This is a genomic window from Longimicrobiaceae bacterium, from assembly GCA_036375715.1.
Lineage (GTDB): Bacteria > Gemmatimonadota > Gemmatimonadetes > Longimicrobiales > Longimicrobiaceae > DASVBS01.
Window position 1 is genome coordinate 64,924 of the sequence record DASVBS010000005.1, and the last position, 20,893, is coordinate 85,816.

Annotated in this window: 19 protein-coding genes; 9 read left to right on the plus strand and 10 right to left on the minus strand. The window is 67.7% G+C overall.

The annotated features are described in order from the left end of the window. Positions 1-62 precede the first annotated feature (62 nt). From VF167_00860 to VF167_00875, 4 genes are all read right to left on the minus strand, one after another. Complete coding sequence (locus tag VF167_00860; protein HEX6923949.1) at positions 63-485, minus strand: hypothetical protein; 423 nt, start codon at positions 483-485, stop codon at positions 63-65. Between the two features lie 72 nt (positions 486-557). After that, positions 558-1,409, minus strand: coding sequence for a carboxypeptidase-like regulatory domain-containing protein (locus VF167_00865; GenBank protein HEX6923950.1), 852 nt, complete (start codon positions 1,407-1,409; stop codon positions 558-560). A 61-nt stretch (positions 1,410-1,470) separates the two neighbouring features. Continuing rightward, positions 1,471-2,013 (minus strand): hypothetical protein, encoded by a 543-nt coding sequence (locus tag VF167_00870; protein ID HEX6923951.1) that lies wholly within the window; start codon positions 2,011-2,013, stop codon positions 1,471-1,473. A 74-nt stretch (positions 2,014-2,087) separates the two neighbouring features. Continuing rightward, on the minus strand, positions 2,088-2,867 hold the full coding sequence (locus tag VF167_00875; protein HEX6923952.1) for an arylesterase: 780 nt from the start codon (positions 2,865-2,867) through the stop codon (positions 2,088-2,090). Here VF167_00875 and VF167_00880 point away from each other — a divergent pair. Beyond that, positions 2,866-3,540 (plus strand): ABC transporter ATP-binding protein, encoded by a 675-nt coding sequence (locus VF167_00880; GenBank protein ID HEX6923953.1) that lies wholly within the window; start codon positions 2,866-2,868, stop codon positions 3,538-3,540. The genes VF167_00875 and VF167_00880 overlap by 2 nt on opposite strands. After that, a complete protein-coding gene (locus tag VF167_00885) occupies positions 3,537-6,143 on the plus strand; it encodes an FtsX-like permease family protein (GenBank protein HEX6923954.1) in 2,607 nt (868 codons plus the stop codon). Before VF167_00880 ends, VF167_00885 begins: the two co-directional genes overlap by 4 nt. A 68-nt stretch (positions 6,144-6,211) precedes the next feature. Here VF167_00885 and VF167_00890 read toward each other — a convergent pair whose 3' ends face one another. Together VF167_00890 and VF167_00895 are read right to left on the minus strand one after the other, a co-directional pair. Further along, positions 6,212-7,474 (minus strand): PQQ-dependent sugar dehydrogenase, encoded by a 1,263-nt coding sequence (locus VF167_00890; GenBank protein HEX6923955.1) that lies wholly within the window; start codon positions 7,472-7,474, stop codon positions 6,212-6,214. A gap of 102 nt (positions 7,475-7,576) precedes the next feature. Next, positions 7,577-8,248 carry an HAD family hydrolase gene (locus VF167_00895; protein HEX6923956.1) on the minus strand — a complete coding sequence of 224 codons (672 nt, stop codon included), beginning with the start codon at positions 8,246-8,248 and terminating at the stop codon, positions 7,577-7,579. 121 nt (positions 8,249-8,369) lie between these two features. Here VF167_00895 and VF167_00900 point away from each other — a divergent pair, with 121 nt between their 5' ends. From VF167_00900 to VF167_00915, 4 genes are all read left to right on the plus strand, one after another. After that, complete coding sequence (locus tag VF167_00900) at positions 8,370-9,521, plus strand: phosphatase domain-containing protein (protein ID HEX6923957.1); 1,152 nt, start codon at positions 8,370-8,372, stop codon at positions 9,519-9,521. 97 nt (positions 9,522-9,618) lie between these two features. After that, complete coding sequence (fusA, locus tag VF167_00905; protein HEX6923958.1) at positions 9,619-11,730, plus strand: elongation factor G; 2,112 nt, start codon at positions 9,619-9,621, stop codon at positions 11,728-11,730. Continuing rightward, complete coding sequence (locus VF167_00910) at positions 11,727-12,425, plus strand: oxidoreductase (protein HEX6923959.1); 699 nt, start codon at positions 11,727-11,729, stop codon at positions 12,423-12,425. Before fusA ends, VF167_00910 begins: the two co-directional genes overlap by 4 nt. Before the next feature lie 27 nt (positions 12,426-12,452). Beyond that, a complete protein-coding gene (locus tag VF167_00915) occupies positions 12,453-13,271 on the plus strand; it encodes a hypothetical protein (protein HEX6923960.1) in 819 nt (272 codons plus the stop codon). A 106-nt stretch (positions 13,272-13,377) separates the two neighbouring features. Here the strand turns inward: VF167_00915 and VF167_00920 are convergent, their stop codons facing one another. After that, a complete protein-coding gene (locus VF167_00920; GenBank protein ID HEX6923961.1) occupies positions 13,378-13,884 on the minus strand; it encodes a hypothetical protein in 507 nt (168 codons plus the stop codon). Next, positions 13,868-14,176 carry a hypothetical protein gene (locus VF167_00925; GenBank protein ID HEX6923962.1) on the minus strand — a complete coding sequence of 103 codons (309 nt, stop codon included), beginning with the start codon at positions 14,174-14,176 and terminating at the stop codon, positions 13,868-13,870. The genes VF167_00920 and VF167_00925 overlap by 17 nt, the downstream gene beginning before the upstream one ends. A 645-nt stretch (positions 14,177-14,821) precedes the next feature. On the opposite strand from VF167_00925, the gene VF167_00930 reads away from it, so the two are divergent. From VF167_00930 to dat, 3 genes are all read left to right on the plus strand, one after another. Further along, entirely contained in the window at positions 14,822-16,732 is a 1,911-nt protein-coding gene (locus VF167_00930) for an ABC-F family ATP-binding cassette domain-containing protein (GenBank protein HEX6923963.1), read from the plus strand. 117 nt (positions 16,733-16,849) lie between these two features. After that, positions 16,850-18,055: a serine hydrolase domain-containing protein gene (locus tag VF167_00935; protein HEX6923964.1), complete on the plus strand. Its 1,206-nt coding sequence runs from the start codon at positions 16,850-16,852 to the stop codon at positions 18,053-18,055. A 1-nt stretch (position 18,056) separates the two neighbouring features. Then, positions 18,057-18,911: a D-amino-acid transaminase gene (gene dat / locus VF167_00940; GenBank protein HEX6923965.1), complete on the plus strand. Its 855-nt coding sequence runs from the start codon at positions 18,057-18,059 to the stop codon at positions 18,909-18,911. On the opposite strand, the gene VF167_00945 is transcribed toward dat, so the two are convergent. Together VF167_00945 and VF167_00950 are read right to left on the minus strand one after the other, a co-directional pair. Further along, the gene (locus VF167_00945) at positions 18,862-20,286 is read right to left on the minus strand and encodes a putative glycoside hydrolase (GenBank protein ID HEX6923966.1); all 1,425 of its coding nucleotides are present in this window, start codon (positions 20,284-20,286) and stop codon (positions 18,862-18,864) included. The genes dat and VF167_00945 overlap by 50 nt on opposite strands. 87 nt (positions 20,287-20,373) lie before the next feature. Then, positions 20,374-20,889: a GNAT family N-acetyltransferase gene (locus VF167_00950; GenBank protein HEX6923967.1), complete on the minus strand. Its 516-nt coding sequence runs from the start codon at positions 20,887-20,889 to the stop codon at positions 20,374-20,376. Positions 20,890-20,893: the final 4 nt, after the last annotated feature.

Here is a 20,893-nt window from a genome sequence, read left to right on the forward strand (position 1 = left end):
GCCTCCGGGAATGGTGGGAGATTTCGTGCCCGGCAAGAGAGGGACCAGCGAGGCGGTCCGGCTCAGTCGTTCCCCTCCGCCCCCTGGGCGCGCCGCGTCAGGCGCGCCTCGCCCAGCCTCACGATCACGAAGGCCAGCAGCGCCACCACAAAGAAGACCAGCAGGACCCACGCGATCCCCTGTAGCGTGCCGATCACGGTGCGATAGATCTCGAGAATCCAGCGCTCGGACGTGAGCGAGAGGATCTCTCCCTGCTCGGGCCCGTAAGGGGGAGTGATGTAGCGCTCCAGCTGAAAGATACGCACACCGCTCGAGATCCCGACCACCAGGACGGCGAAGCGGAGGTACATCGTCCAGGCGTAGGAGATCTCGCGATCGACGATCTGCCCTAGAATTCGCTCGATAGGGTTGGCGAACCACTTCGCGACCACGAGCGCCACCGCGGTGGCGATGAGGAAGGTGACGATTAGCAGGGTGATGAACATGGCGTTTTCTGTCGAAGGTCGTCTGCAGCCCGTACTCGTGCCGACAGCGCTTTCCTGCACCGCCCACTCGCTTCACCACCCCAACCCCAGCCCCAGCCGGGTCCAGAAGACGAGCACGCCACAATCTCCGCCGCCGATCGGCCCCACCGGGCGGAACTGCGCCGGTGCGGTGGCCCCGCTTTGATACGCCTCGACGGCCCGAATGGCGTTGGCGTTCACCAGCGATTCGAGGAACACCCCGTCCTCGTCACTCCTCTCGTGCAGACGCGAGGTCTGGGTTCCCCGGTAGGCGAGTCGCCCGTCGACGTAGACGGTCGGCTCACAATAACGATTACGTCCGGTCATCAGCACACGACTCCCCCCCATTCCGGGTATGATCTGGAACCCGGGAATGTCGGTCAGCAGATCGGCGGGGGTGTTCGGGTGCCGACGCTCCACCTCGTACGGTCCCAGGAAGGTTCCCGCGATAGCGTCGCGGCGGGTGAAGAATCCGCTCGGGTCGAGGGGCGGTCCCCGCGTCGTCACCGTGACGGCCTCGAGTGTTGTCGGCCGGAGCGGCATCCGGACGGCAAAATCGAGCGTATCGCTCCCGGTCAGCGGGAGCTCCCTGGAGGCGGTGGTCGCGTAGCCAGCCCGCTCCACTCGCAGGACAAACCTGCCGGGGCTCGTTCGCAGGGCGAACCACCCCTCCTCGTTCGTGAGGACGGATCCGCGGACCGTACGATCGGGGTTGAGGACCAGCACGGTGGCAGAGGCGATGCCCTCTCCCGTCACCATGTCCATCACTCTACCGTGCAGGTACTGTGCTTCGGCGGAGGCTGCTGCGCAGAGGAGGGCCGCGATGGGCGTCAGAAGGGTGGGTGCCGCGCGCATAGCTCGCTCGGGAATGCGGGAAGCGGGAGCGAACGGGAAGGCGGAGAACATCTACCTCCAAGCTAAGATTCGCGCGGCTGGGGATCAATCCACGCGTGGGGGGCCAGTCCTTTCAAGGAACGATCGCGGAGAGGGTGAGCCCGAAACCGCCGGGGACGGACGTCACAGTGGCTGAAATCGGCATCCGGTAGTGCTGCCACTGGTCCTGTGCGAACATCATGCCGAGGATGGCTCCTATCCCGGCGCCAGCCGCGGTACCGACCACGCCGCTCACCACCACCGCCTCGGCAAAGCGCTCCGGTGCGCGCGAGGTCGCGATCAGCGGCCCGGAAACCAGACCTCCTGCGCCGCCGACGAACGCCCCGAAGCGAGCCATGCGCCAGGAGGAGCGGCCCCGATCGACGCCCTCGTTGCGGGACAGGGCGTGGATGCTGGCGATCGGGAAGGAGACGAGCGCCCCTGTCCGCCGTTCGCGCACCTCCAGCGTCGAGCCCTCGTAGAGGACGACCGTGCCCCGAACGCGGCCGCTGCGCACGGAGGGCGCGAACACGCGAACGTCGTCCCCGGTCCGTAAGGTGTCCACCCCGACCTGCGCTCCGGCCGTAGCGGGGAGGAGCGATAGCAGGAGCGCCAGGAGGGCGATTACTCGGGCCACGACGGAGGGCAGGCCGTCTGATGCGCGGCGGGAGCCCTTTCGGTTGGCCGATGGTCCGGTTGCGTTGCAGTGCATCAAGGCGCCCCCGGACCAGAGCCTCCGTGCCGTTCTCCGGCATCGGCCGGGGCGGTGGACAGGGCGCCCGCCCACTCGCGCAGGATCGGCCCGAGCACCTCCCAGACGTTGTCAGCCACCACGCGCGCGCCTTCCTCGTTCGGGTGAATGCCGTCGGCCTGGTTCATCTCGGGGACCCCGCCCACCCCTCGCAGAAGGAACGGGATGAGGGCGAGGTCGTTCTCTTCGGCCAGCTCCACATACATCTCCCGGAAGCGATCGGTGTACTCCCTCCCCAGATTCGGAGGCGCGAGCATTCCCGCCAGGACGATCTCCGCCTCCGGCCGTTCAGCGCGCACCCGATCCACGATCGCCTGGATGTTCGCCCGGGTGGAGTCGAGGTCCATACCGCGCAGCATGTCGTTGGCGCCGGTCTCCAGCACGAGGATCTCGAAATCCTGCCGCATCAGCCAATCGAGGCGCCGCAGGGCTCCCGCCGATGTTTCGCCGCTCACACCGGCGTTGACGATCCGGAAGGGCAGACCAACGGAGTCGACCCGCTCCTGGAGGAGGGCCGGATAGGCGTCTTCCGGCTGCAGCCCCAACCCGGCGGTGAGGCTGGTGCCGAGAACGAGGACTGTGCTGCGCTCGTCCGTCGCGACGGCTGCCGCCGAGGCGGCGCCGCCGGCGGCGCTGTCGGAACCGGCCGCGGAGGTGCTGTTGCGCCCGTCTCCCCCGCAGCCGATCATCACCGCCAGTGCGAGAATTGCCAGAAGCTGGCGCCCGATCGATTCCATCATGCTGATCGCCGAAGACCTGGAAAAGAGCTATCGCAGCGAAGGTCGCTCGCTCACCGTCCTGCGGGGAGTCAACCTGCGTGTGCACGAAGGAGACTTCGTCGCCGTGCTTGGCCCCTCCGGTAGCGGCAAGACCACGCTGCTCGGCCTGCTGGCGGGGCTGGACGCGCCCACGCGCGGCAGGGTGGTGCTGGCCGGAACGGACCTCGGCACGCTCACCGAGGACGAGCGCGCGCGTTTCCGCCGCCACAACGTCGGCTTCGTGTTCCAGTCGTTCCAGCTGATCCCGTCGCTCACGGCGCGCGAAAACGTCCAGGTGCCGCTCGAGCTGCGAGGGGAGGACGGAGCGCGCGAGCGGGCGGCGGAGCTCCTGGCCCGGGTCGGACTGGCCGATCGTCTGGACCACTATCCCGCCCAGCTCTCCGGGGGCGAGCAGCAGCGCGTGGCGCTCGCGCGGGCTTTCGTCCACGAGCCCCGTATTCTGTTCGCGGACGAGCCCACCGGCAACCTGGACGCCGCCACCGGTGGAGCGATCATCTCTCTGCTGGAGACGATGAACCGGGAAGCGGGAACGACGCTCGTCCTGGTAACACACGACCTGGATCTGGCGGCACGGGCGCGGAGAACGATCCGCCTGGCCGACGGCGTGGTAGTGGCCGACACGGTCGCGGGATGAGGCTCTCGCACGTCTTCGCCCTCGCCTGGCGTGAGAGCCGCTTCGCCCGGCGGCGCCTCCTGCTCTTTCTCTCGGCAATCTCGCTCGGCGTGGCCGCCCTGGTGGCCGTGCAGGGCTTCTCGCGCAGCCTGGAGCGCGGGGTCCGGAACGAGTCCAAGGCGCTGCTCGGGGCCGACGCGGAGCTGGCGTCGCGGCAACCGTTCGGACCCCGCACCCGGGCGCTGCTCGATTCTCTGGAGGCCGCGGATGTGCCGGTCGCGGAGGTCACCTCCTTCGCCTCGATGGCGCTCCTCCCCCGGACTGGAGGGACCCGGCTCGCGCAGGTGCGGGCCGCCGAGCCGGGCTACCCCTTCTACGGGGTGATCGAGACCAACCCGCCGGGGCGCTGGGGCGAGTTGCACGACGGGCGACGCGCGCTTGCCGATCCAGCTCTGATTGCCGCCCTGGGGGCGCGCGAGGGTGACTCCATCAGCGTGGGCTCCACGCGTTTCGAGCTGATCGGAGCTCTCGCGCGCGTTCCAGGCGATGTGGAGATCGCCTCCTCCTTCGCTCCCCGCCTCTACATCCCCGCGCAGTATCTCGACGAAACGGGGCTCATCGACTTCGGCAGCCGGATCGACTACGCAGCCTACATCCGCCTCGATCAGTCCGAGGTGGTCGAGGCCATGCTGGAGGGACACCGGGAGGAGTTTCGGGCCGAGCGCGTACGGAGCGAGACCGCCGCCGAGCAGCAGCGCGACGTCTCCCGGGCGCTGAGCCGTCTCTCTTCCTACCTCGGATTGGTAGGCATCTTCGCCCTCCTCCTGGGTGGCATCGGGGTGGCGAGCGCGATGGGCGCATACATCGCGGAGAAGGTGGACACGGTGGCCGTGCTGCGCTGTCTGGGGGCGACGGCGGGCCAGGTTCTGGCGATCTACGTGGCCCAGGCGGCGGTGATGGGCCTGGCCGGCGCGGCCATCGGAGCCGCGGTCGGCGGTGGAATCCAGTGGGTTCTGCCGCGTCTCGCTGCCGAGCTGCTCCCGGTGCAGGCAGCCGTGTCCGTAGACGGCAGGTCGATCGCGGTCGGGGTGGGGATCGGGCTGTGGACAGCCGTTCTCTTCGCCCTCCTCCCGCTCCTGCGGGTGCGAGGCGTCTCTCCTCTCGGGGCACTTCGGAGGCGAGTCGATCCGATCCCGCCGGCGCCCCGCGATCTGGCGCGGTGGAGCCTCTGGGGAGCGCTCGCGGGCAGCGTGCTCCTGCTCATTTCCTGGCAGGTGGCCAGCTTTCGCGCGGGGGCGGGCCTGGCGGCGGGGGTCGCCGGCACCCTGCTCCTGCTGACGGCGCTCGCCGGGGCCATCATCCGCGCCGTCCGCCGCGCACCGCGGCAGGCGCTCGCCTACCCGCAGCGGCAGGGTCTCGCCAACCTGTACCGACCGGGTAACCAGACTCGCACCGTCACCGTGGCCCTGGGCTTCGGTGTCTTCCTGCTCGCGACCCTGGTGCTGATCCAACACAGCCTGCTGCTGCCGCTGCGCACGGATGCCTCTGCCGATCGCTCCAACCTGCTCTTCTGGGACGTGCAGGACGATCAACGCCCCGCGTTGGAGGCGCTGCTGACCGAGCGGGGTCTGCCGGTCACGCGTAGGGCCCCGATCATCCCCATGCGCATCGCCGCGATCCGGGGAGAGGAGGTGGAGGAGCTTCAGCGCGACGAGGACGAAACCGCTGAGGAGGGAGGGGTGGCCGAGGAGGGCGAAGCGGTGGCCGATGGGGAGGAGGGAAGAAGGCCGCGGCGCTGGGCGCTGCGCCGGGAGTATCGCTCCACCTACCGCGAGGAGGTCGGCCCCGCGGAGGCGATGGCCTCAGGGCGATGGTGGGAGGGGGAAGGGGCGGCCGACGGTGACGGCGTGTACCCGGTGTCCCTGGAAGTGGAGATCGCCGGCGACCTGGGGGTGGACATCGGCGATCGCATCGACTGGGACGTGCAGGGGGTCAGGATTCCCACGCGCGTCGCCTCCCTGCGCGAGGTAGACTGGGCGCGCTTCGAGCCGAACTTCTTCGCCGTGTTCCCGCCCGCCGCCTTGCGCGGGGCTCCGCAGACGTGGGTGGTCCTCAGCCGGGCGGAGAGCGCCGAGGAGCGCGCCGCGATACAGCGCGACGTGGTCGTGCAATTTCCCAACGTGGCCGCGCTCGATCTCACTGAGATCCAGGCCGCGCTGGACGAGGTGCTCGGGCAGGTGGCGGCGGTGATCCGCTTCCTGGCGGCGTTCTCCATCGCCACCGGGTTCGTGGTCCTGCTGGGCGCGATCTCCACGACCCGGCTACAAAGGATCCGGGAGAGCGTCCTGCTGAAGACGATTGGAGCCACCCGCGGCCAGATCGGCGCGATCCTGTTCACGGAATATCTGCTGCTGGGCCTGCTGTCTGCGGTCACCGGAATCCTGCTCGCGATCGCCGCCGCCTGGGGTGTGTGCCGCTGGTTCCTGGACGCCGAGTTCGAGCCGGTCTTCACCCCGCTCCTGGTTCTGGCGGTCGGGGTGACGGGCCTGGCGGTGCTGGTCGGCCTCTGGGCAAGCCGGGAGGTCTTCGCGCGGACGCCGCTGGAGGCGATCCGCGAGGAATGAGATGCCAAGAGGGGGCGCCTCGCTGGAGGCGTCCCCTCTTGGTGGGACAGAATGGTCCGCCAGCGTAACTATTGTCGCGGCTCGATCTTCCAGAGCTCGCCGTTGTCCTCGTCGGTCACCAGGTAGAGCAGCCCGTCGGGACCCTGCCGGACGTCGCGGACCCGCTGCCCGCGGTCGGCGAGCAGATGCTCCTCCCCGGTCACGCGATCGCCGTCGATCGTCAGCCGAACCAGCCGCGTCTCGCGCATCGCTCCGATGAACAGGCTCCCCTGCCACTCGGGGAATGCGTCCCCGGTGTACCACTGCGCGCCCGAGGGGCCGATGACCGGATCCCAGTAGTACACGGGCTGGACGTAGTTACCGTCCTCCGGCTGCGGCACGCCGGGGAGGGGGTCGCCGTTGTACTCGATCCCGTAGGCCTGGACCGGCCAGCCGTAGTTGTTCCCCTTCTCGATCAGGTTGAGCTCGTCCCCGCCGCGCGTACCGTGCTCGACCGTCCATAGCCGACCCTGTGGATCGAACGCGGCCGCCTGGACGTTGCGGTGACCCAGCGTCCAGATCTCCGGCTGCGCATCCTCCTGCCCGACGAAGGGGTTGTCGTCCGGAGCGGAGCCGTCCGGCCGTATCCGCATCACCTTTCCGAGGTGTCCATCGAGGCGTTGCGCGTGCTCCCGCATGGGGGCATCGGACCGCTCGCCCGTGGTCACGTAGAGCATCCCGTCTGGCCCGAAGGCGAGGCGCGAGCCGAAATGGTTGCGCCCGTTGTACGCCGGCAGCGAACGGAAGATGACCTGGACGTTCTCGACGGCGTTGCGGTCCTCGGAGAGTACGCCGCGCGCAACGCTGGTGGCGTTCTTCCCTTCCTCACGCGGCTCGCTGAAGCTCCAGAAGATCGTGCGGTCGCTCTCGAAATTCGGGCTGAGCGCCACGTCCAGCAGGCCGCCCTGCCCTTCCGCAAACACGGCGGGAATCCCGCGAACCGGCTCGCCCACCTCTCCGGTCGCGGAGATGATACGCATGCGCCCCGGGCGCTCGGTCACCAGCAGATCGCCATCCGGCAGCGGCTCGACGGACCAGGGGTGCTCCAGTCCCGTCGCCAGGACCGTGACCTGGAAGTCAACGTTGGACTGAACCCCGCAGGCGCGGGTCTGGCCGGGGAAGGCGGGCGATTGGTCGGGTGCGTTCGCCTCCCTCTTCTCCAGAGGCTCGCACTGCGCAGAGGTCCCGGCAGTCGTCTGGGCGGACTCGGTCTGCGCGGTCTCACCCTCTCCGGCGCAGGCCGCCACGCCCGCGACCAGCAGGGGCAGCAAACCCCAACGGTTGATTCGCATCGGTATCTCCTGGGGGATGGGTTTTTCGTGCGCTGAGAAGTGAATACGCGCGGGACGGGGCCGCAAGTATATAGAAGAGCCCAGGAGGGCTGCGAAAATCCCTCAGCACCACGAGGCGAAACGGCGAGTCACATCGGCCGGGCTCTCGAACAGCCAGTCGGGTGCGTACCGGGGCACCGCCGCAAGGAAGGACTCGCGGTCTTCGGCATCGGTCTTCGGCCAGAGGGCGGCACCCACTGCCATGCCTGCCTCCCGACCCGCCGCCAGGTCGGAAAGCGAATCGCCGATGTAGGCCACCTTCGCGGGGGGGATCGCCAACCGCTCGGCGGCGAGGATCAGGCCCTCAGGATGCGGTTTCGGGTGCGCCACGTCGTCCTCGGTGATCACGACCTCGAAGTGGTGACCGCCCACCCACGGTTCGGTCAGCTCCCAGATACGTCTCCCCTTGCCGGTGACGATGCCCAGGGGGTACCCGGCGGAGGTGAGCGCCGTCAGCATCTCGCGGACGCCCTCGTACGGTCCCCGTCCGAGGGCGCCTAGCAGCTCCGCGTAGTGTCTGCAGAGGTCGTCGTGACAGCGGTCGGCGTGCTCCTCGCCCACCCACTCCATGAGAAAGCGCCGCTCGGCCGAGGGGGTGCGCGCGGCAATCTCCTCGAGGGTCGGTTCACGGCCAAGAACGGGTGCGACCGCCCGCCGGTACGCCTCCAGGTAGAGGCGGTAGGTGTTGACGAGCGTTCCGTCGAGGTCGAACAGCAGGGCTTCGGGCGCTTTCATCGCTTGTTCCAAACCTGGACCGCCCGCGCGCCGTACGCCGTGGGGTGGCGGGTCGGCACAAGCGGATTGTACGCTTCCTGCATCGGCGGCTGCGGTTCTGTTTTCTCTCACCCGACAAGGAATGCGAAGAGGGTTGCGGGCGGTAACACGGGTGCTCGGCGAGCTCGAGTCCGCCATCGACTGGATGAGGTATCGGCGACGAGGCTCAGGCCCGTACCGGATCGTTCCCTATCGCGGGCACGGCACCAGCGACACCCTCTTCGTTCGCGGCCGGGTACTCCAGGGCCACCCGATCCCTCCCGCCAGTGAGCATGATAGCGCCTGGCGCAACCTTGCGAACACGATTCGACGGCTGGAGACCGACGAAGTGCCCGCGGCGCGCCTTCGAGCGCGAGCCGGTGACGCCTCCCTCGAGGTCGTCGCCGACGAGGAGGGCTACTTCGAGCTTCAGCTCGACGCCCACACCTTCACGGCGGGTCGCGAAGTGTGGCGGACGGTGCAGCTGGAACTGCTCGATCCACTGGCCGAGGATCAGCCCCCGGTCGTCGCGGAGGCTCCGGTGCTGGTCCCTCCGCGAGAGTCGCAGTTCGGGGTGATCAGCGACATCGACGACACAGTCGTCAAGACGGATGTCACCAACCTGCTGCGGATGTTACGGTTGGTGTTTCTCACCAACGCCCGCACGCGGCTTCCCTTCGAGGGAGTAGCCGCCTTTTACCGCGCCCTGCACCGGGGCGACGCCGGCGACGTCACCAACCCGATCTTCTACGTCTCCAGCAGCCCGTGGAATCTCTATGACCTCCTGCACGAGGTCTTCGAGGTCCACGGGATTCCGGCGGGCCCCCTATTTCTCAAGGATTACGGCATCGCCAAGGAAGTGCTGCTCTCGCTGGGCCACCGCGAGCACAAACTGCGCTCCATCGAGCACATCCTCGAGACGCACGCAACCCTGCCCTTCGTGCTGGTGGGCGACAGCGGGCAGAAGGACCCCGAAATCTACCGCGAGGTGGCCGAGCGCTACCCCGGCCGCATCCTGGCTATCTACATCCGAGAGGTGGCTGTGTCCGAGGAGCGGGCCGCCGAACTGGAGGCGCTCAAGGCCGAGCTGGCCGGGATGGGCGTCGAGATGATCCTGGCTGCAGATACCGTGACCGCGGCGCGCCATGCGGTGTCGATCGACCTCATCGACGAAGCCTCGCTATCCGAGATCATCGGGGAAAAGCGCCGCGAACAGCAGCGGCCGGGACCCATCGAGAGCGCAGTCAAGAAGTAGTGGTGCCTTTGCTTGACCCTGATTCCGGGGGGGCCTAGGTTGCGATTTACACCCCCCAAAGCTCGTTCCTGCCGTATCTCCAGCTCCGGAGGGAAGCATGCCAGCCGCATCGCTCTACACGACAGATCGGATTCGCAACGTGGTTGTAGTTGGCCATGGCGGCGCGGGAAAGACGACCCTCATCGACGCTTGCTGTCACGCCTCGGGGACGTCTCGCCGCCATGGCTCCACCGATGACGGCACGGCGTTGACCATGTTCACCCCGGAGGAGATCGCCCACGGCATCTCCATGAACACCACCCTGGCATTCGCCGAGTGGCAGGACGCCAAGATCAACTTCATCGACACGCCCGGGTACCTCGATTTCAACGGCGAGACGCGCGCCGGGGTGCGTGTTGCCGACGGTGCGGTGCTGGTGATCTCCGGGCCGGCGGGGGTCGAGGTGGGCACCGAGCGCGCGTGGGACCTGCTGAGGAATCGGCACCTGCCAACGATCCTCTTCGTCTCGATGATGGATCGCCAGAACGCCGACTTCGAGAACGTCTTCCGCGACGTGAAGGAGCATCTAACCGACAAGGTGATCCCGGTCGAGGTCCCCATCGGTAGCGGCGACGGCTTCCGCGGCATCATCAACCTCTTCACCGAGAAAGCCCAGATCTACCTGGAGGATGCGGACGGCGGGCGCTTCGAGGAGCAGGAGATCCCGGACGAATACCGCGAGATCGAGCAGAAGTACTACCAGGAGCTGATCGAGACGATCGCGGCGACGGACGACGAGCTGCTGGAACATTACCTCGAGGGGGATACGATCACCCGTGACGAAGCCGCGCACGCGCTGAAGCAGGCGATGCTGGAGGGCGAGCTCTTCCCTCTCTTCTGCGGGGCGCCCAATCGCGAATGGGGGGTGCGCACGCTGATGACCGAGATCGTGGAGTTGATGCCCTCGCCGCAGGAGCGCCCGGCCGAGGTCGCGGAGGGGCGTGGTGGGAGCGTGGTGGAGCTGAGGAGCCTCAACAGCGACCCGCTCTGCGCTCTGGTCTTCAAGACCACCAGCGAGCCGCACGTGGGCGAGCTCTCCTTCTTCCGCATCTTCGGTGGCTCGGTGAGCAGCGGAGACGAGCTGCTGAACGTCTCTACCGGTCAGACCGAGAAGCTCTCGCACCTCTCCATCGCTCTCGGCAAGGAGCGCATCGAGGTCGATCAGCTCCGGGCTGGGGACATCGGGGTCGTCGCCAAGCTGCGCAACACGCACACCAACGACACCCTGGCGTCACCGGCGCATCCGCTGAAGCTGACCGGGATCGACTTCCCCGAGCCGGACATCGCGGTGGCGATCTCGGTGGAAAACCGGGCCGACGAGGACAAGCTGTCGAATGCGCTGCACATGCTGCACGAGGAGGATCCCTGCTTCTCGGCCGAGTACGACCCCAACCTGAGGCAGACGATCGCCCGGGGTTGTGGCGAGATGCACCTCGAGGTCTCGCTGGAGCGGATGCGCCGCAAATACAATGTCGCGGTAACCATGCGCGAACCGCGGATCCCGTACCGGGAGACCATCCGTGCAACTGCCGAGGGGCATGGGCGTCATAAGAAGCAGAGCGGCGGGCGCGGACAGTTTGGAGACTGCCACATCCGGCTCAAGCCGCTCGCGCGCGGCGAGGGCTATCGCTTTACCGACGCGATCGTGGGCGGGGTGATTCCGGGCAAGTACATTCCCGCGGTCGACAAGGGGATCCAGGAGGCGGCCGAGCGCGGCATCCTGGCTGGCTTCCCGGTGGTCGACTTCGAGGCGGAGTGCTTCTTCGGCAGCTACCACACGGTGGACTCGTCGGAGATCGCCTTCAAGATCGCTGGCTCCCTCGCCTTCCAGGATGCGGCAGCCAAAGCGAACCCGGTGATTCTCGAGCCGATCATGGAGGTGGAGGTGTTCACCCCCGAGGAGTTCCTCGGCGATGTGATCGGCGACCTCAACCAGCGCCGCGGGAGAATTCTCGGGATCGAGCCCGCCGGGCGGACGCAACGAGTGAAAGCTCTCGTCCCACAGGCCGAGCTTTACAAGTACGCGACCAGCCTGCGATCGCTCACGCAGGGCCGCGCGATCCACACCCGGCGGTTCAGCTCCTACGAAGAGCTGCCGCACAGTGAGGTGCAGAAAGTGGTGGAGATGGCCCGCAAGGAACGTGAGGCGGAGGTGGCGACGGCCCGGTGACCGCCGATCTGGAAACACCATCGACGGGTCGGAGCGCGCTCCTCCTGGGCGCGACCGGCCTGGTCGGATCCCACTGCCTGGACCTCCTGCTCGCCGACGACTCCTACGAGCGGGTGCGCGTGCTCGCTCGCCGGCCAGTGCCGCGGCGGAGCCCGAAGCTCGAGACGCACAGGGTGGATTTCGAGGACCTCGGCTCCCATGCCGCATACTTCGCCGTCGACGACATCTTCTGCTGTCTGGGGACCACGATGGCGAGGGCGGGGAGTGAGGCCGCTTTCCGACGGGTCGACTACGACTACCCGCTGCAGGCGGCGGAGCTGGCGGTCGCCGAAGGGGCGGAGCAGTTCCTGATGGTCTCGGCGGTGGGAGCCGATCCGCAGTCGCGGATCTTCTACAATCGGGTGAAGGGCGAAGCGGAGGCGGCCGTGAAGCGTCTTCCCTTCCGTGCCGTCTGGGTGTTGCGGCCGTCGCTGCTCCTCGGGGAGCGAGAGGAGTTCCGTGTCGGTGAGCGCCTGGCTGCCGCTGTGGCCAGACCGCTAGCGCCCTTGATGATAGGCCGATTGCGACGCTACCGGCCGATCACTGCCCGTGATGTCGCGGTGGCCATGCTCCGTCTGGCGCACCAGGGGGGCACCGGCGGGGTAGTGGAGTCGGAGGAGATCGCGGAGCTGGCGGCGCAGGGACGTGAGGGGTGAGCCGGCGAACGCATTGACTGAAACACGATGAAGTCCCGATCGACGATCGTCTTCCTGACGATGTTGCTGGTGATGCTCCTCTTCGGATGCACCGACGCCGAAGAGGAGCGTCGCGCTCTGCAAGAGGCGCTCGCCAACCTCCCGCGCGACACGACTCCGCTCCAGACGGAAGAGGAGGAGTCGGTGGACCTGGCCGAGCCTCCCGGCCTTCCGATCGACACCACACTCTTCGGAGCCCCGGGCGACACGATCGCGCCCGACACGGGCGTGCCCGTGGTGGAGGTTGTCCCCGTGGCGGAGGATACCGCGGAGGATGTCGCAGAGGATACCACCCCGTCGGGCCTGCGTCCCGGACGCCCGCAGGACACCGAACCGTGGATCCCGCTGCGGGACTCTTCCTCTCTTTCGCAGGACTGGTCGACAGAGCCGCAGGAACGGGAGGCGGACGTCGAGGGAATCGCCCTGCTGGAGAGCGTTCGCAGTGCTCGGACCGACGACTACGACCGGGTGGTCTTCCAGTTCGAGGGCGGTCGGATTCCCGGCTATCGGGTGGAGCGCGCGGAGCCGCCGATCCGGCAATGCGGCTCTGGCCAGGTGGTACAGGTGGAAGGGAATGACTGGCTGAGGGTTCGCCTGGAACCCTCCCAGGCGCACGACGAGCGGGGTCGCCCCACTGTACGCGAGCGCTCACGCACGCTCGACCTCCCCGCCGTGCGCGAGCTCCGCCTCATCTGTGACTACGAGGGCCAGGTGGAATGGATCATCCGCCTGACGAGGCCCGCCCCATTCCGCGTCACCGAGCTCAGCGCTCCTGCGCGGCTCGTGCTGGACGTCCCGCACCAATAGATCCCTTCATCCGGAGGGTTCCGTCTCACGCCACCCCCTGGCGCGAGCCAACAAACACGCCCCCGAAGCGTCTGCGCTCCGGGGGCGTGCGGTGATACGTGATGGCTTACGCGAAGGCCTTCGCGTGCCAGCTCTCGCGCATGGGCCGCTCCCAGCGGCCAGCGCGAAGGTCGCCGGCGGTGCGGGCGGTGTTGTCGAACACGATCGTGTCGGGCCCCACCTCCCCCGCCTGTACTTTGCGACGGAACTCGGCGCGCGTGGTTGCGCGGATCTCCCCTCCTTCCCGGAACCAGACGAGTGACCCGTCCAGCAGGCTGATCCCGAGCTCGCGCTCGGCCGCCTTGAAGACACGGAAGAGGGCGTCGGTCGAGCATCCGGAGACACCGGTCGCCCGCTCGTCGGCGCCGACAACCAGGAAGCGGTCGTAGCGCCAGTCGCGGCCCCCGACTACCGGGTGGCCGTGAGCGTGCCACTCCTCCAGGAACTCGTCTACCCGCTCCAGCAGGCCGGACGATTGCTCGCGGGAGAGGGGTTCGGGTGAAGCGAAAATCCAGATCCGGGCATCGTCGGGGAGCTCGGTGAAGGGTACGGCACGGCTATTCGAGATCGTCATCGGGTACGCGTATCGGTATGCGGTCGCTCACCTGCTGCGCTGCCGCGCGCCGTCCCATCGGCGGGCGACAGAAAGCCTCGGAACCGCAGCGCGGACACCAGCGGCGCTGCAAGCGACCGGGCGTGAATCGGCTGACGAGTCGAACGAGCAAATGATCCTCCAGCAGGAGGGTCTCCTCGTCGCATTCGCCACAGCGGCGATCGGTCGGCAGCAGGAGATAAATCATCACCATCGCCAGGATCAACTTGGCGAAGACGGTGACGAACAGGAAGATGAGGTAGTAGAACAGCATCGGGGCCCTGCGCCGCTCGCGCGGATGATGAAGCGTAGGGAGGACGTGACCGGCCGGTACCGATCGGACGCTCCGCTTACCGCTCTGGCAGTGATAGCCACCACGCCCGCACCGGGTTCCACGAAACCCGTCTGCCGCGGCGACATCGCCCTGCCAGGAATATAGGTGCTGAATATCAGCCCCACGTGGGTGGACGCCTGCGGATAGCTCCCCGGACCTCGCCCGCTTTCACATCGGGCTCTGCTGGAAGGAGCCCGAGATCGTTGGCTCGTGCCATCACCCCTGCAGGACGACCTCACGGACCCTGCCGTTCGCCCGGCTGAGGCGAGCACGTCCGAGAACCAGAAGGTGCATCTGTTGGACGCACCTTCGCAACCACTCACCCCGATCCCGGTCTTGTCGACGCGAAGCCATACGATCGGAGGTGGTGGTGGAAGGTGGTGGCGACCCGATGAGAGGAAGTGCATCGGGTGATGCCATGATGACGCCCCTGGCGGCAAGATCGCTGCCACCTGGAAGAGATCCAGCGAGCGTAGGCGAACCGCCCGCCGTCAGCGGGTTAGTAGCACGCCGTCAGGCCGGCGCCTGTCGGCTTCTGTCCCGTTGCTGTCCATCTGCAGACACAGGGTTGTACCGTCCCGCTCCATGTCGATTCTGAGCCTCCAGAACCTCAGCAAGTCGTTCGGCACCCGCACCCTCTTCAACGACGTCTCGCTCTCCATAGAGGAGAAGGAGAAGGTCGGCTTCGTCGGTGTGAACGGATCGGGAAAGTCCACCCTCTTCCGCATCATTGCCGGACTGGAAAGCCCCGATCGGGGAGCGATGGCGGTGCGCCGTGGCGCGAGCATCGCCTACCTGCCCCAGGAGCCCGATTTCGCCGAGGGCGCCACGATCGGTTCGGCCGTCCGTTCGGGCCACCCGGAGATGGAAGAAGCGTTGGAGGCTTATCATCGCGTCGCGGCGGAGCTGGCCGCGGGCTCCGACGACGCCGACCGGCTGCTAGCGCGTCAGGGCGAGCTGATGGCGCGCATCGAGGCCCTCGGCGGGTGGCACTGGCAGCACCGGGTGGAGACCGTGCTCACGCACGTGGGGCTGGATCGCTGGGACCGTCCGGTGGCGGGACTCAGCGGTGGGGAGCGCAAACGAGTGGCCCTGGCCCAGGTGCTTCTCCAGCAGCCCGACATCCTGTTGCTCGACGAGCCCACCAACCACCTCGACGCGGACACCACCCTCTGGCTGGAGGAGCACCTGATCGAGTACCCCGGTTCGGTGCTGCTCATCACCCACGACCGGTACTTCCTCGACCGCGTGGTGACGCGAATGATCGAGGTCGACCGCGCCGGACTGACCCCCTTCACGGGCGGCTACACCGAGTACCTGGAGGCGAAGGCGGAGCGGCAGGCGCGGGCCACGGCGGAGGAGCAGAAGCGGGCGAAGCTGATCGAGCAGGACCTCGCCTGGGCGAAGCGCTCCCCCTCCGCGCGCACCGGGAAGCAGAAAGCCCGCCTGCAACGCCTGGACGCGGCGCGTCGGGAGCAGGTGGAGAACCGCGTGCCTGCCCGGGAAGCGGCCGAGATCCGCTTCGGCGTCCCTCCGCGGCTGGGTCGCACGGTGCTGGAGCTCCACCACCTGTCGAAATCCTTCGGCGACCGCCTGTTGATCGACGGCCTGAGCACCCGTTTTCGCGGGGGAGAGCGCATCGGGATCGTGGGGCCCAACGGAGCCGGAAAGACCACACTGCTCCGCCTCATCCTGGGTGAGCTGGAGCCCGATTCCGGGCGGGTCGAGATCGGCCTCAACACCCGCATCGCCTACTTCGACCAGAAACGCGAGGATCTGGACCCGGACGCGTCGCTGATTTCTGCGCTCACGGAGGGTGATTGGGTGGAGGTCGGTGGGCGGCGAACGCACGTGCGCAGTTACCTCGAGGGCTTTCTCTTTCCCACGGAAATCCACGAGCAGCGCGTGCGGAGCCTTTCGGGCGGGGAGCGCAATCGGCTTCTGCTCGCGCGGTTGCTGCTCCAGGAAGCGAACCTGCTCATCCTGGACGAGCCGACGAACGATCTCGACCTGGTCACGCTGCAGGTGCTCGAGTCGGCGCTGGTGGACTTTCCCGGCTGTGTGCTGGTGGTGACCCACGACCGCTACTTCCTCGACAAGCTCGCGACCGGGCTGCTGGTCTTCGAGGGAAACGGCGTGGTGCACCGCCACGAAGGTGGATACGGCCTCTACCGACGCCTACGGGAGGCGAAGCAGGCCACCGAAGCGCCACGCCGCGAGGCATCGAACAACAGACCGGCTGCGAAGGACTCCAACACACCTCGTCCCCGTCGGCTCACCTATCGGGAACAGCGCGAGCTGGAGCAACTGGAGGGAGCGATCATGGAGGCGGAAGCCGAGCTCGCGCGGCTTCAGCAAAGGCTTTCAGATCCTGGCCTGTATACCGATACTCCAGAAGAGGTGGCAGCGGTTACCGCGGCGTTCCAGGAGGCCAGCGCGAAAGTGGAGAGTCTTTACGCGCGCTGGGCCGAGCTGGAGGAGATCGCCAGCGGCTGATCGCTGCCGCCACCCGTACTCTCCTTGACGGCGGGAGCGGTAAATTCATATTTTCCCTTCTCCTGCCTCAGGCTGGCACCCCCGCCGGTTCCGGCTGGTAGTTCACACTTCCGTCAGATGATCCTGCTCTCTGCCGTACTGTCACTCGTCGTGGCGGCACCGGTCGATGCCGTCTCGGCTCCGGGTCGCGACCTGCCATACTCTGATTCCGCCGAAATAGCGGCGGAGATCCACCACACGCTGGTGGCCCCGGAGAACGCCGGGTTCAAGGCCGCCGACCTGACCCGGGCGGTCGAGAGCGTGGAGCGCGCGATCCGCCGGGGGAGCTTCCCCGGAGCCGCGATCGCCATCGGACGCCGCGACCAGGTCGTGGTGGAGGAGGGCGTGGGGCACCTCGACTGGTATGCGGGATCAGCTCCGGTCGACCCCGATCTGACGGTGTACGACCTCGCCTCCCTGACCAAGGTCGTGGCGACGACGACGGCCGTGATGCTGCTGTACGAGGATGGAAAGATCGGGCTGGACACGCCGGTACGGACCTACTTACCGGCCTTCTCCGGGGGGAGCAAGGACCACGTCACCATCCGCCACCTGCTGACGCACACCTCGGGTCTGCCTGCGGGCGCCTCCATCCGTGCCGCTACGCCGGAAGAGTCGCTGGCCCGGGCCATTGCCACGCCGCTCGTGCGCGCCCCCGGTTCGCGCGTCGTCTACTCGGACATCGGCTTTATCGTTCTGGCGGCCGCGGCGGAGAAAGCCGCGGGAGAGCCCCTCTATCGGCTCCTCGACCGGCGGGTGTTCGGGCCGCTGCAGATGCGCTCCACCACTTTTCTTCCCGGAGAATGGTGCGACCGGTGTGCGCCCACCCTGCAGCGCCGCGACGGGTCTTTCCACCGCGGGATCGTGCATGATCCCCTGGCGCAGCAGCTCGGAGGGATCGCCGGGCACGCGGGACTCTTCTCCACCGCGCACGACCTGGCTCGGTTCGCGGCGATGCTCGCCAGCGGGGGTGAGCTGGATGGCGTCAGGGTGCTGAAGGAGGAAACCCTGCGCCTCTTCACCCGGCGACAGCCGGGGGCGGATACCCGCGCCCTCGGTTGGGACACGCCCGATCCGCGCGGCGCGGGAGCGGCCGGCCAGGAGATGTCACCGAGCTCCTTCGGCCACACCGGCTTCACCGGAACGTCGCTCTGGGTGGACCCGGTGCGCGGCACCTGGACGGTGTTGCTCTCCAACCGTACCTTCGAACCGCGTGGACCGAACCGGATGCAGGCGCTGCGACGACAGGTGAACGACCTCGTCGTGCTGGCCGCCGAAGAGTGACGTGTCGATCGTCTACCTGAACGGAAAATACCTCGATCGTGAGCAGGCGTCCCTCCCGCTCGATGATCGAGGTTTTCTGTTCGGCGACGGTGTCTACGAGGTCTGCCGCGCGGTGGAGGGTAGGCTCTTCGCTCTGGACGCCCACTGGTCTCGTCTGCAGAAGGGCCTTGCGGCAATCGCGATCGACTGTAGGGATCGGCTCGATGCCGCGACCTTCGCGGAGATCGCCCATCGGCTACTCGAGCGAAACGATCTGCGGCGAGGCCACGCCACGGTCTACCTGCAGGTGACGCGGGGAGCGGCGCCGCGCACCCACGCCTACCCGCCGGCGGGCACCCCGCCGACGGTCTATGCCTACGCCGCCCCCTTCCGCGTACCCACCGAGTTGCGGGAAGCGGGCGCGGGCGCCATCACCCTCCCCGACCTGCGCTGGGCGCGCTGCGACATCAAGAGTGTGAACCTGCTGCCCAACGTGATGGCCAAGCAGCGAGCGGTGGAGGCCGGCGCCTTCGAGGCGGTTCTCGTGCGCGAGGGGGTGGTGACGGAAGGAGCTTCCTCCAACGTCTTCGGCGTGATTGGCGGGGAGCTGAGGACTCACCCGGCCACTCCGCACATCCTGCACGGCATCACCCGCTCGATCGTGCTGGAGATGGCGCGGGAGCTCGGCATTGCGGTCCGCGAGGAGCCCCTGCTCAGCGACGATCTGCTGCATGTCGAGGAGCTCTTCGCGACCGGCACCACCACCGACGTCCAGCCCCTAGTCCGGCTTGATGGCCACGTCGTAGGAAGCGGCGCGCCGGGTGAGATCACCCGGGCGCTGTGGCGGGCGCTGGAGGAGAGGATGCTTCGTCATTGACCTCAGTGGCCACCGCGTCTTCCTCCGTGATGCCCTTCGCCTGCAGGGCGGCCTTCTGCCTCGCCTCCCGCACGCCCCGGCTCTCGAAGAGATCGACCGTCGCCAGCACCTCAGGGGGCGGTTCGTAGGCTGCGGCGGCGCGCGGTAGGGTTTCGCGCTCCAATCCCGACACCAGGTGCTCGTACTTGGAGCCCGGGTGCCAGATGATCCAGTCGTCGAAGCCCACGTCGTAGACCGCCTGTTTCTGCTTCCGCAGCTCCTCCGGACCGTAGTCCAGATGCTGCGACAGCCACGTCGCGGTGAATCCTTGTATCCACGGGATCACGCGCGCCGGCTTCAGTCCCTCCTCTCGCATCCGGTCGTTGCGCAGGCGCGCCATCCCAGCGGACTTGAAGACCGTCTCGTACGGCATCTTGTCGGGTGTCCGCACTCCCGGCAGGTGGGTCGGCAGGTAGTGCGACGGGTACATCATCGGGAGGATGTGGTCGGCCGTGGAGGCCAGCGTCTCCCACTGCTGCCCGATGTTCACGTCGCGCGGGTCGTTGGGAGAGAGCCCGAAGACGTCCGCCGCCACGATCACGCCGAGTGGATGAAGGCGCCGCCGCGCCTCGTTCAGGAAGGCGGCGATCGCATCCGTGCGCGTACCCCTGGCTGCGGGATGCACCTGCGGGGGCAGGCTGGCGTACGGCTCGGGGAAGCGGACGTAGTCGAACTGGATCTCGTCGAATCCCGCCCGCGCCGCCTCCTCGGCAATGGAGATGTTGTAGTCCCAGACGTTCTCGTCCCACGAGCTCACCCAGGTATTCCCGGCTTTGTCCACCCAGAGGGAACCGTCCGGGGTGCGGATCGACCACTCCGGCTTCGCCTTTGAGAGGATCGGATCCTTGAAGACCACGATGCGGGCGATGGCGTAGATGCCGTGGTTGTGCAGGGTGTCCACCAACGCCTGTAGGTTGCGCAGCGTGTTCTCGCCCTCCACCTGCAGCTCCTTTGCGAGTGGCAGTTGGGTCGAGAAGTGCACGCCCGCCTCGGTCTTCACGTCGACCACGAAGGCGTTGATCTCGGTCGTATCGGCGATCGCGATCAGGTTCGACAACCGGCGGCGCGATCCCGCGGCGTAGGCGTTGAGGTAGAGTCCGCGGATCTGGGCGGGAGCTTTGTCCAGGGGCGCCGGTGGTACAACCGTCTCTACCCCCGGCCCTTCGGCCGAGGCGGCTGCGGCGCTGTCCACCGGCGGCGCTACGGACACCGAGTCGGAGGCTGCCGCGAGGCTGGAGATCGGGGCTACATCGGCCGCCGCTCGCTGGTCGCTGCATCCCGCGAGCGCCAACAGCAATACTCCCGCGAGCGCGGGAGTCGAGATCAGACCTCTCATGCCATATCGGGAATGTGGAGCGTGACCTCGCGCGGTCTCCGGTTCCGAAGGAGCAAGGAGCGGGCCCCGCGAGCCTGATCGAGACGCCTACAAGGTAAGCCGCATTTCGGCTTCGGGCGAGAAGATCGTGCCCGGAATGAGGGTGAAGCCGGCCTTCTCGTAAGACCTCAGCGCAGCCCGGTTGTGCGGCTCCACGCAGAGCCACAGGCCGCGCAGCCCCGCCTCGCGCGCCGCCTCCACCGCCGTCCGGTTCAGCTCGGTTCCCAGCCCGCGCCCGCGGTGCTGCTGGTGGATGAAGACGGCGTACTCGGCGATCCCTTCCTCGCCGGTGGGCACCAGGAACGCGTGCCCCACCAGACGCTTATTGTGAAAGGCGAGAAGGTGCAAACCCTGGGGTAGAATCGCGTCGAGCCAGCGGGAGATCCGCTCTGCATCCTTCGGCGGAAGCCCCTGCGCCGCCCGCTTGGGCTCGAAATCGTTGTAGAAGAGCTCGAGCGCCGCGCGGTCGCGCGGCTGGTACGGGCGCACCTCGAAGGTCTCGCCCGTCTTGTCGCGAATCCACCGCGAGCGCGCGCTCGCCTGGTCGGGAGAATGGGTCGCCACCTTG

What these genes read in the sequence shown, in the direction of transcription:
- VF167_00860 (HEX6923949.1), bottom strand. Translation starts at nt 485, where the DNA reads ATGTTCATCACCCTGCTAATCGTCACCTTCCTCATCGCCACCGCGGTG.
- VF167_00865 (HEX6923950.1), bottom strand. Translation starts at nt 1,409, where the DNA reads ATGTTCTCCGCCTTCCCGTTCGCTCCCGCTTCCCGCATTCCCGAGCGA.
- VF167_00880 (HEX6923953.1), top strand. Translation starts at nt 2,866, where the DNA reads ATGCTGATCGCCGAAGACCTGGAAAAGAGCTATCGCAGCGAAGGTCGC.
- VF167_00875 (HEX6923952.1), bottom strand. Translation starts at nt 2,867, where the DNA reads ATGATGGAATCGATCGGGCGCCAGCTTCTGGCAATTCTCGCACTGGCG.
- VF167_00885 (HEX6923954.1), top strand. Translation starts at nt 3,537, where the DNA reads ATGAGGCTCTCGCACGTCTTCGCCCTCGCCTGGCGTGAGAGCCGCTTC.
- VF167_00890 (HEX6923955.1), bottom strand. Translation starts at nt 7,474, where the DNA reads ATGCGAATCAACCGTTGGGGTTTGCTGCCCCTGCTGGTCGCGGGCGTG.
- VF167_00895 (HEX6923956.1), bottom strand. Translation starts at nt 8,248, where the DNA reads ATGAAAGCGCCCGAAGCCCTGCTGTTCGACCTCGACGGAACGCTCGTC.
- VF167_00900 (HEX6923957.1), top strand. Translation starts at nt 8,370, where the DNA reads ATGCGAAGAGGGTTGCGGGCGGTAACACGGGTGCTCGGCGAGCTCGAG.
- fusA (HEX6923958.1), top strand. Translation starts at nt 9,619, where the DNA reads ATGCCAGCCGCATCGCTCTACACGACAGATCGGATTCGCAACGTGGTT.
- VF167_00915 (HEX6923960.1), top strand. Translation starts at nt 12,453, where the DNA reads ATGAAGTCCCGATCGACGATCGTCTTCCTGACGATGTTGCTGGTGATG.
- VF167_00920 (HEX6923961.1), bottom strand. Translation starts at nt 13,884, where the DNA reads ATGACGATCTCGAATAGCCGTGCCGTACCCTTCACCGAGCTCCCCGAC.
- VF167_00925 (HEX6923962.1), bottom strand. Translation starts at nt 14,176, where the DNA reads ATGCTGTTCTACTACCTCATCTTCCTGTTCGTCACCGTCTTCGCCAAG.
- VF167_00930 (HEX6923963.1), top strand. Translation starts at nt 14,822, where the DNA reads ATGTCGATTCTGAGCCTCCAGAACCTCAGCAAGTCGTTCGGCACCCGC.
- VF167_00935 (HEX6923964.1), top strand. Translation starts at nt 16,850, where the DNA reads ATGATCCTGCTCTCTGCCGTACTGTCACTCGTCGTGGCGGCACCGGTC.
- VF167_00945 (HEX6923966.1), bottom strand. Translation starts at nt 20,286, where the DNA reads ATGAGAGGTCTGATCTCGACTCCCGCGCTCGCGGGAGTATTGCTGTTG.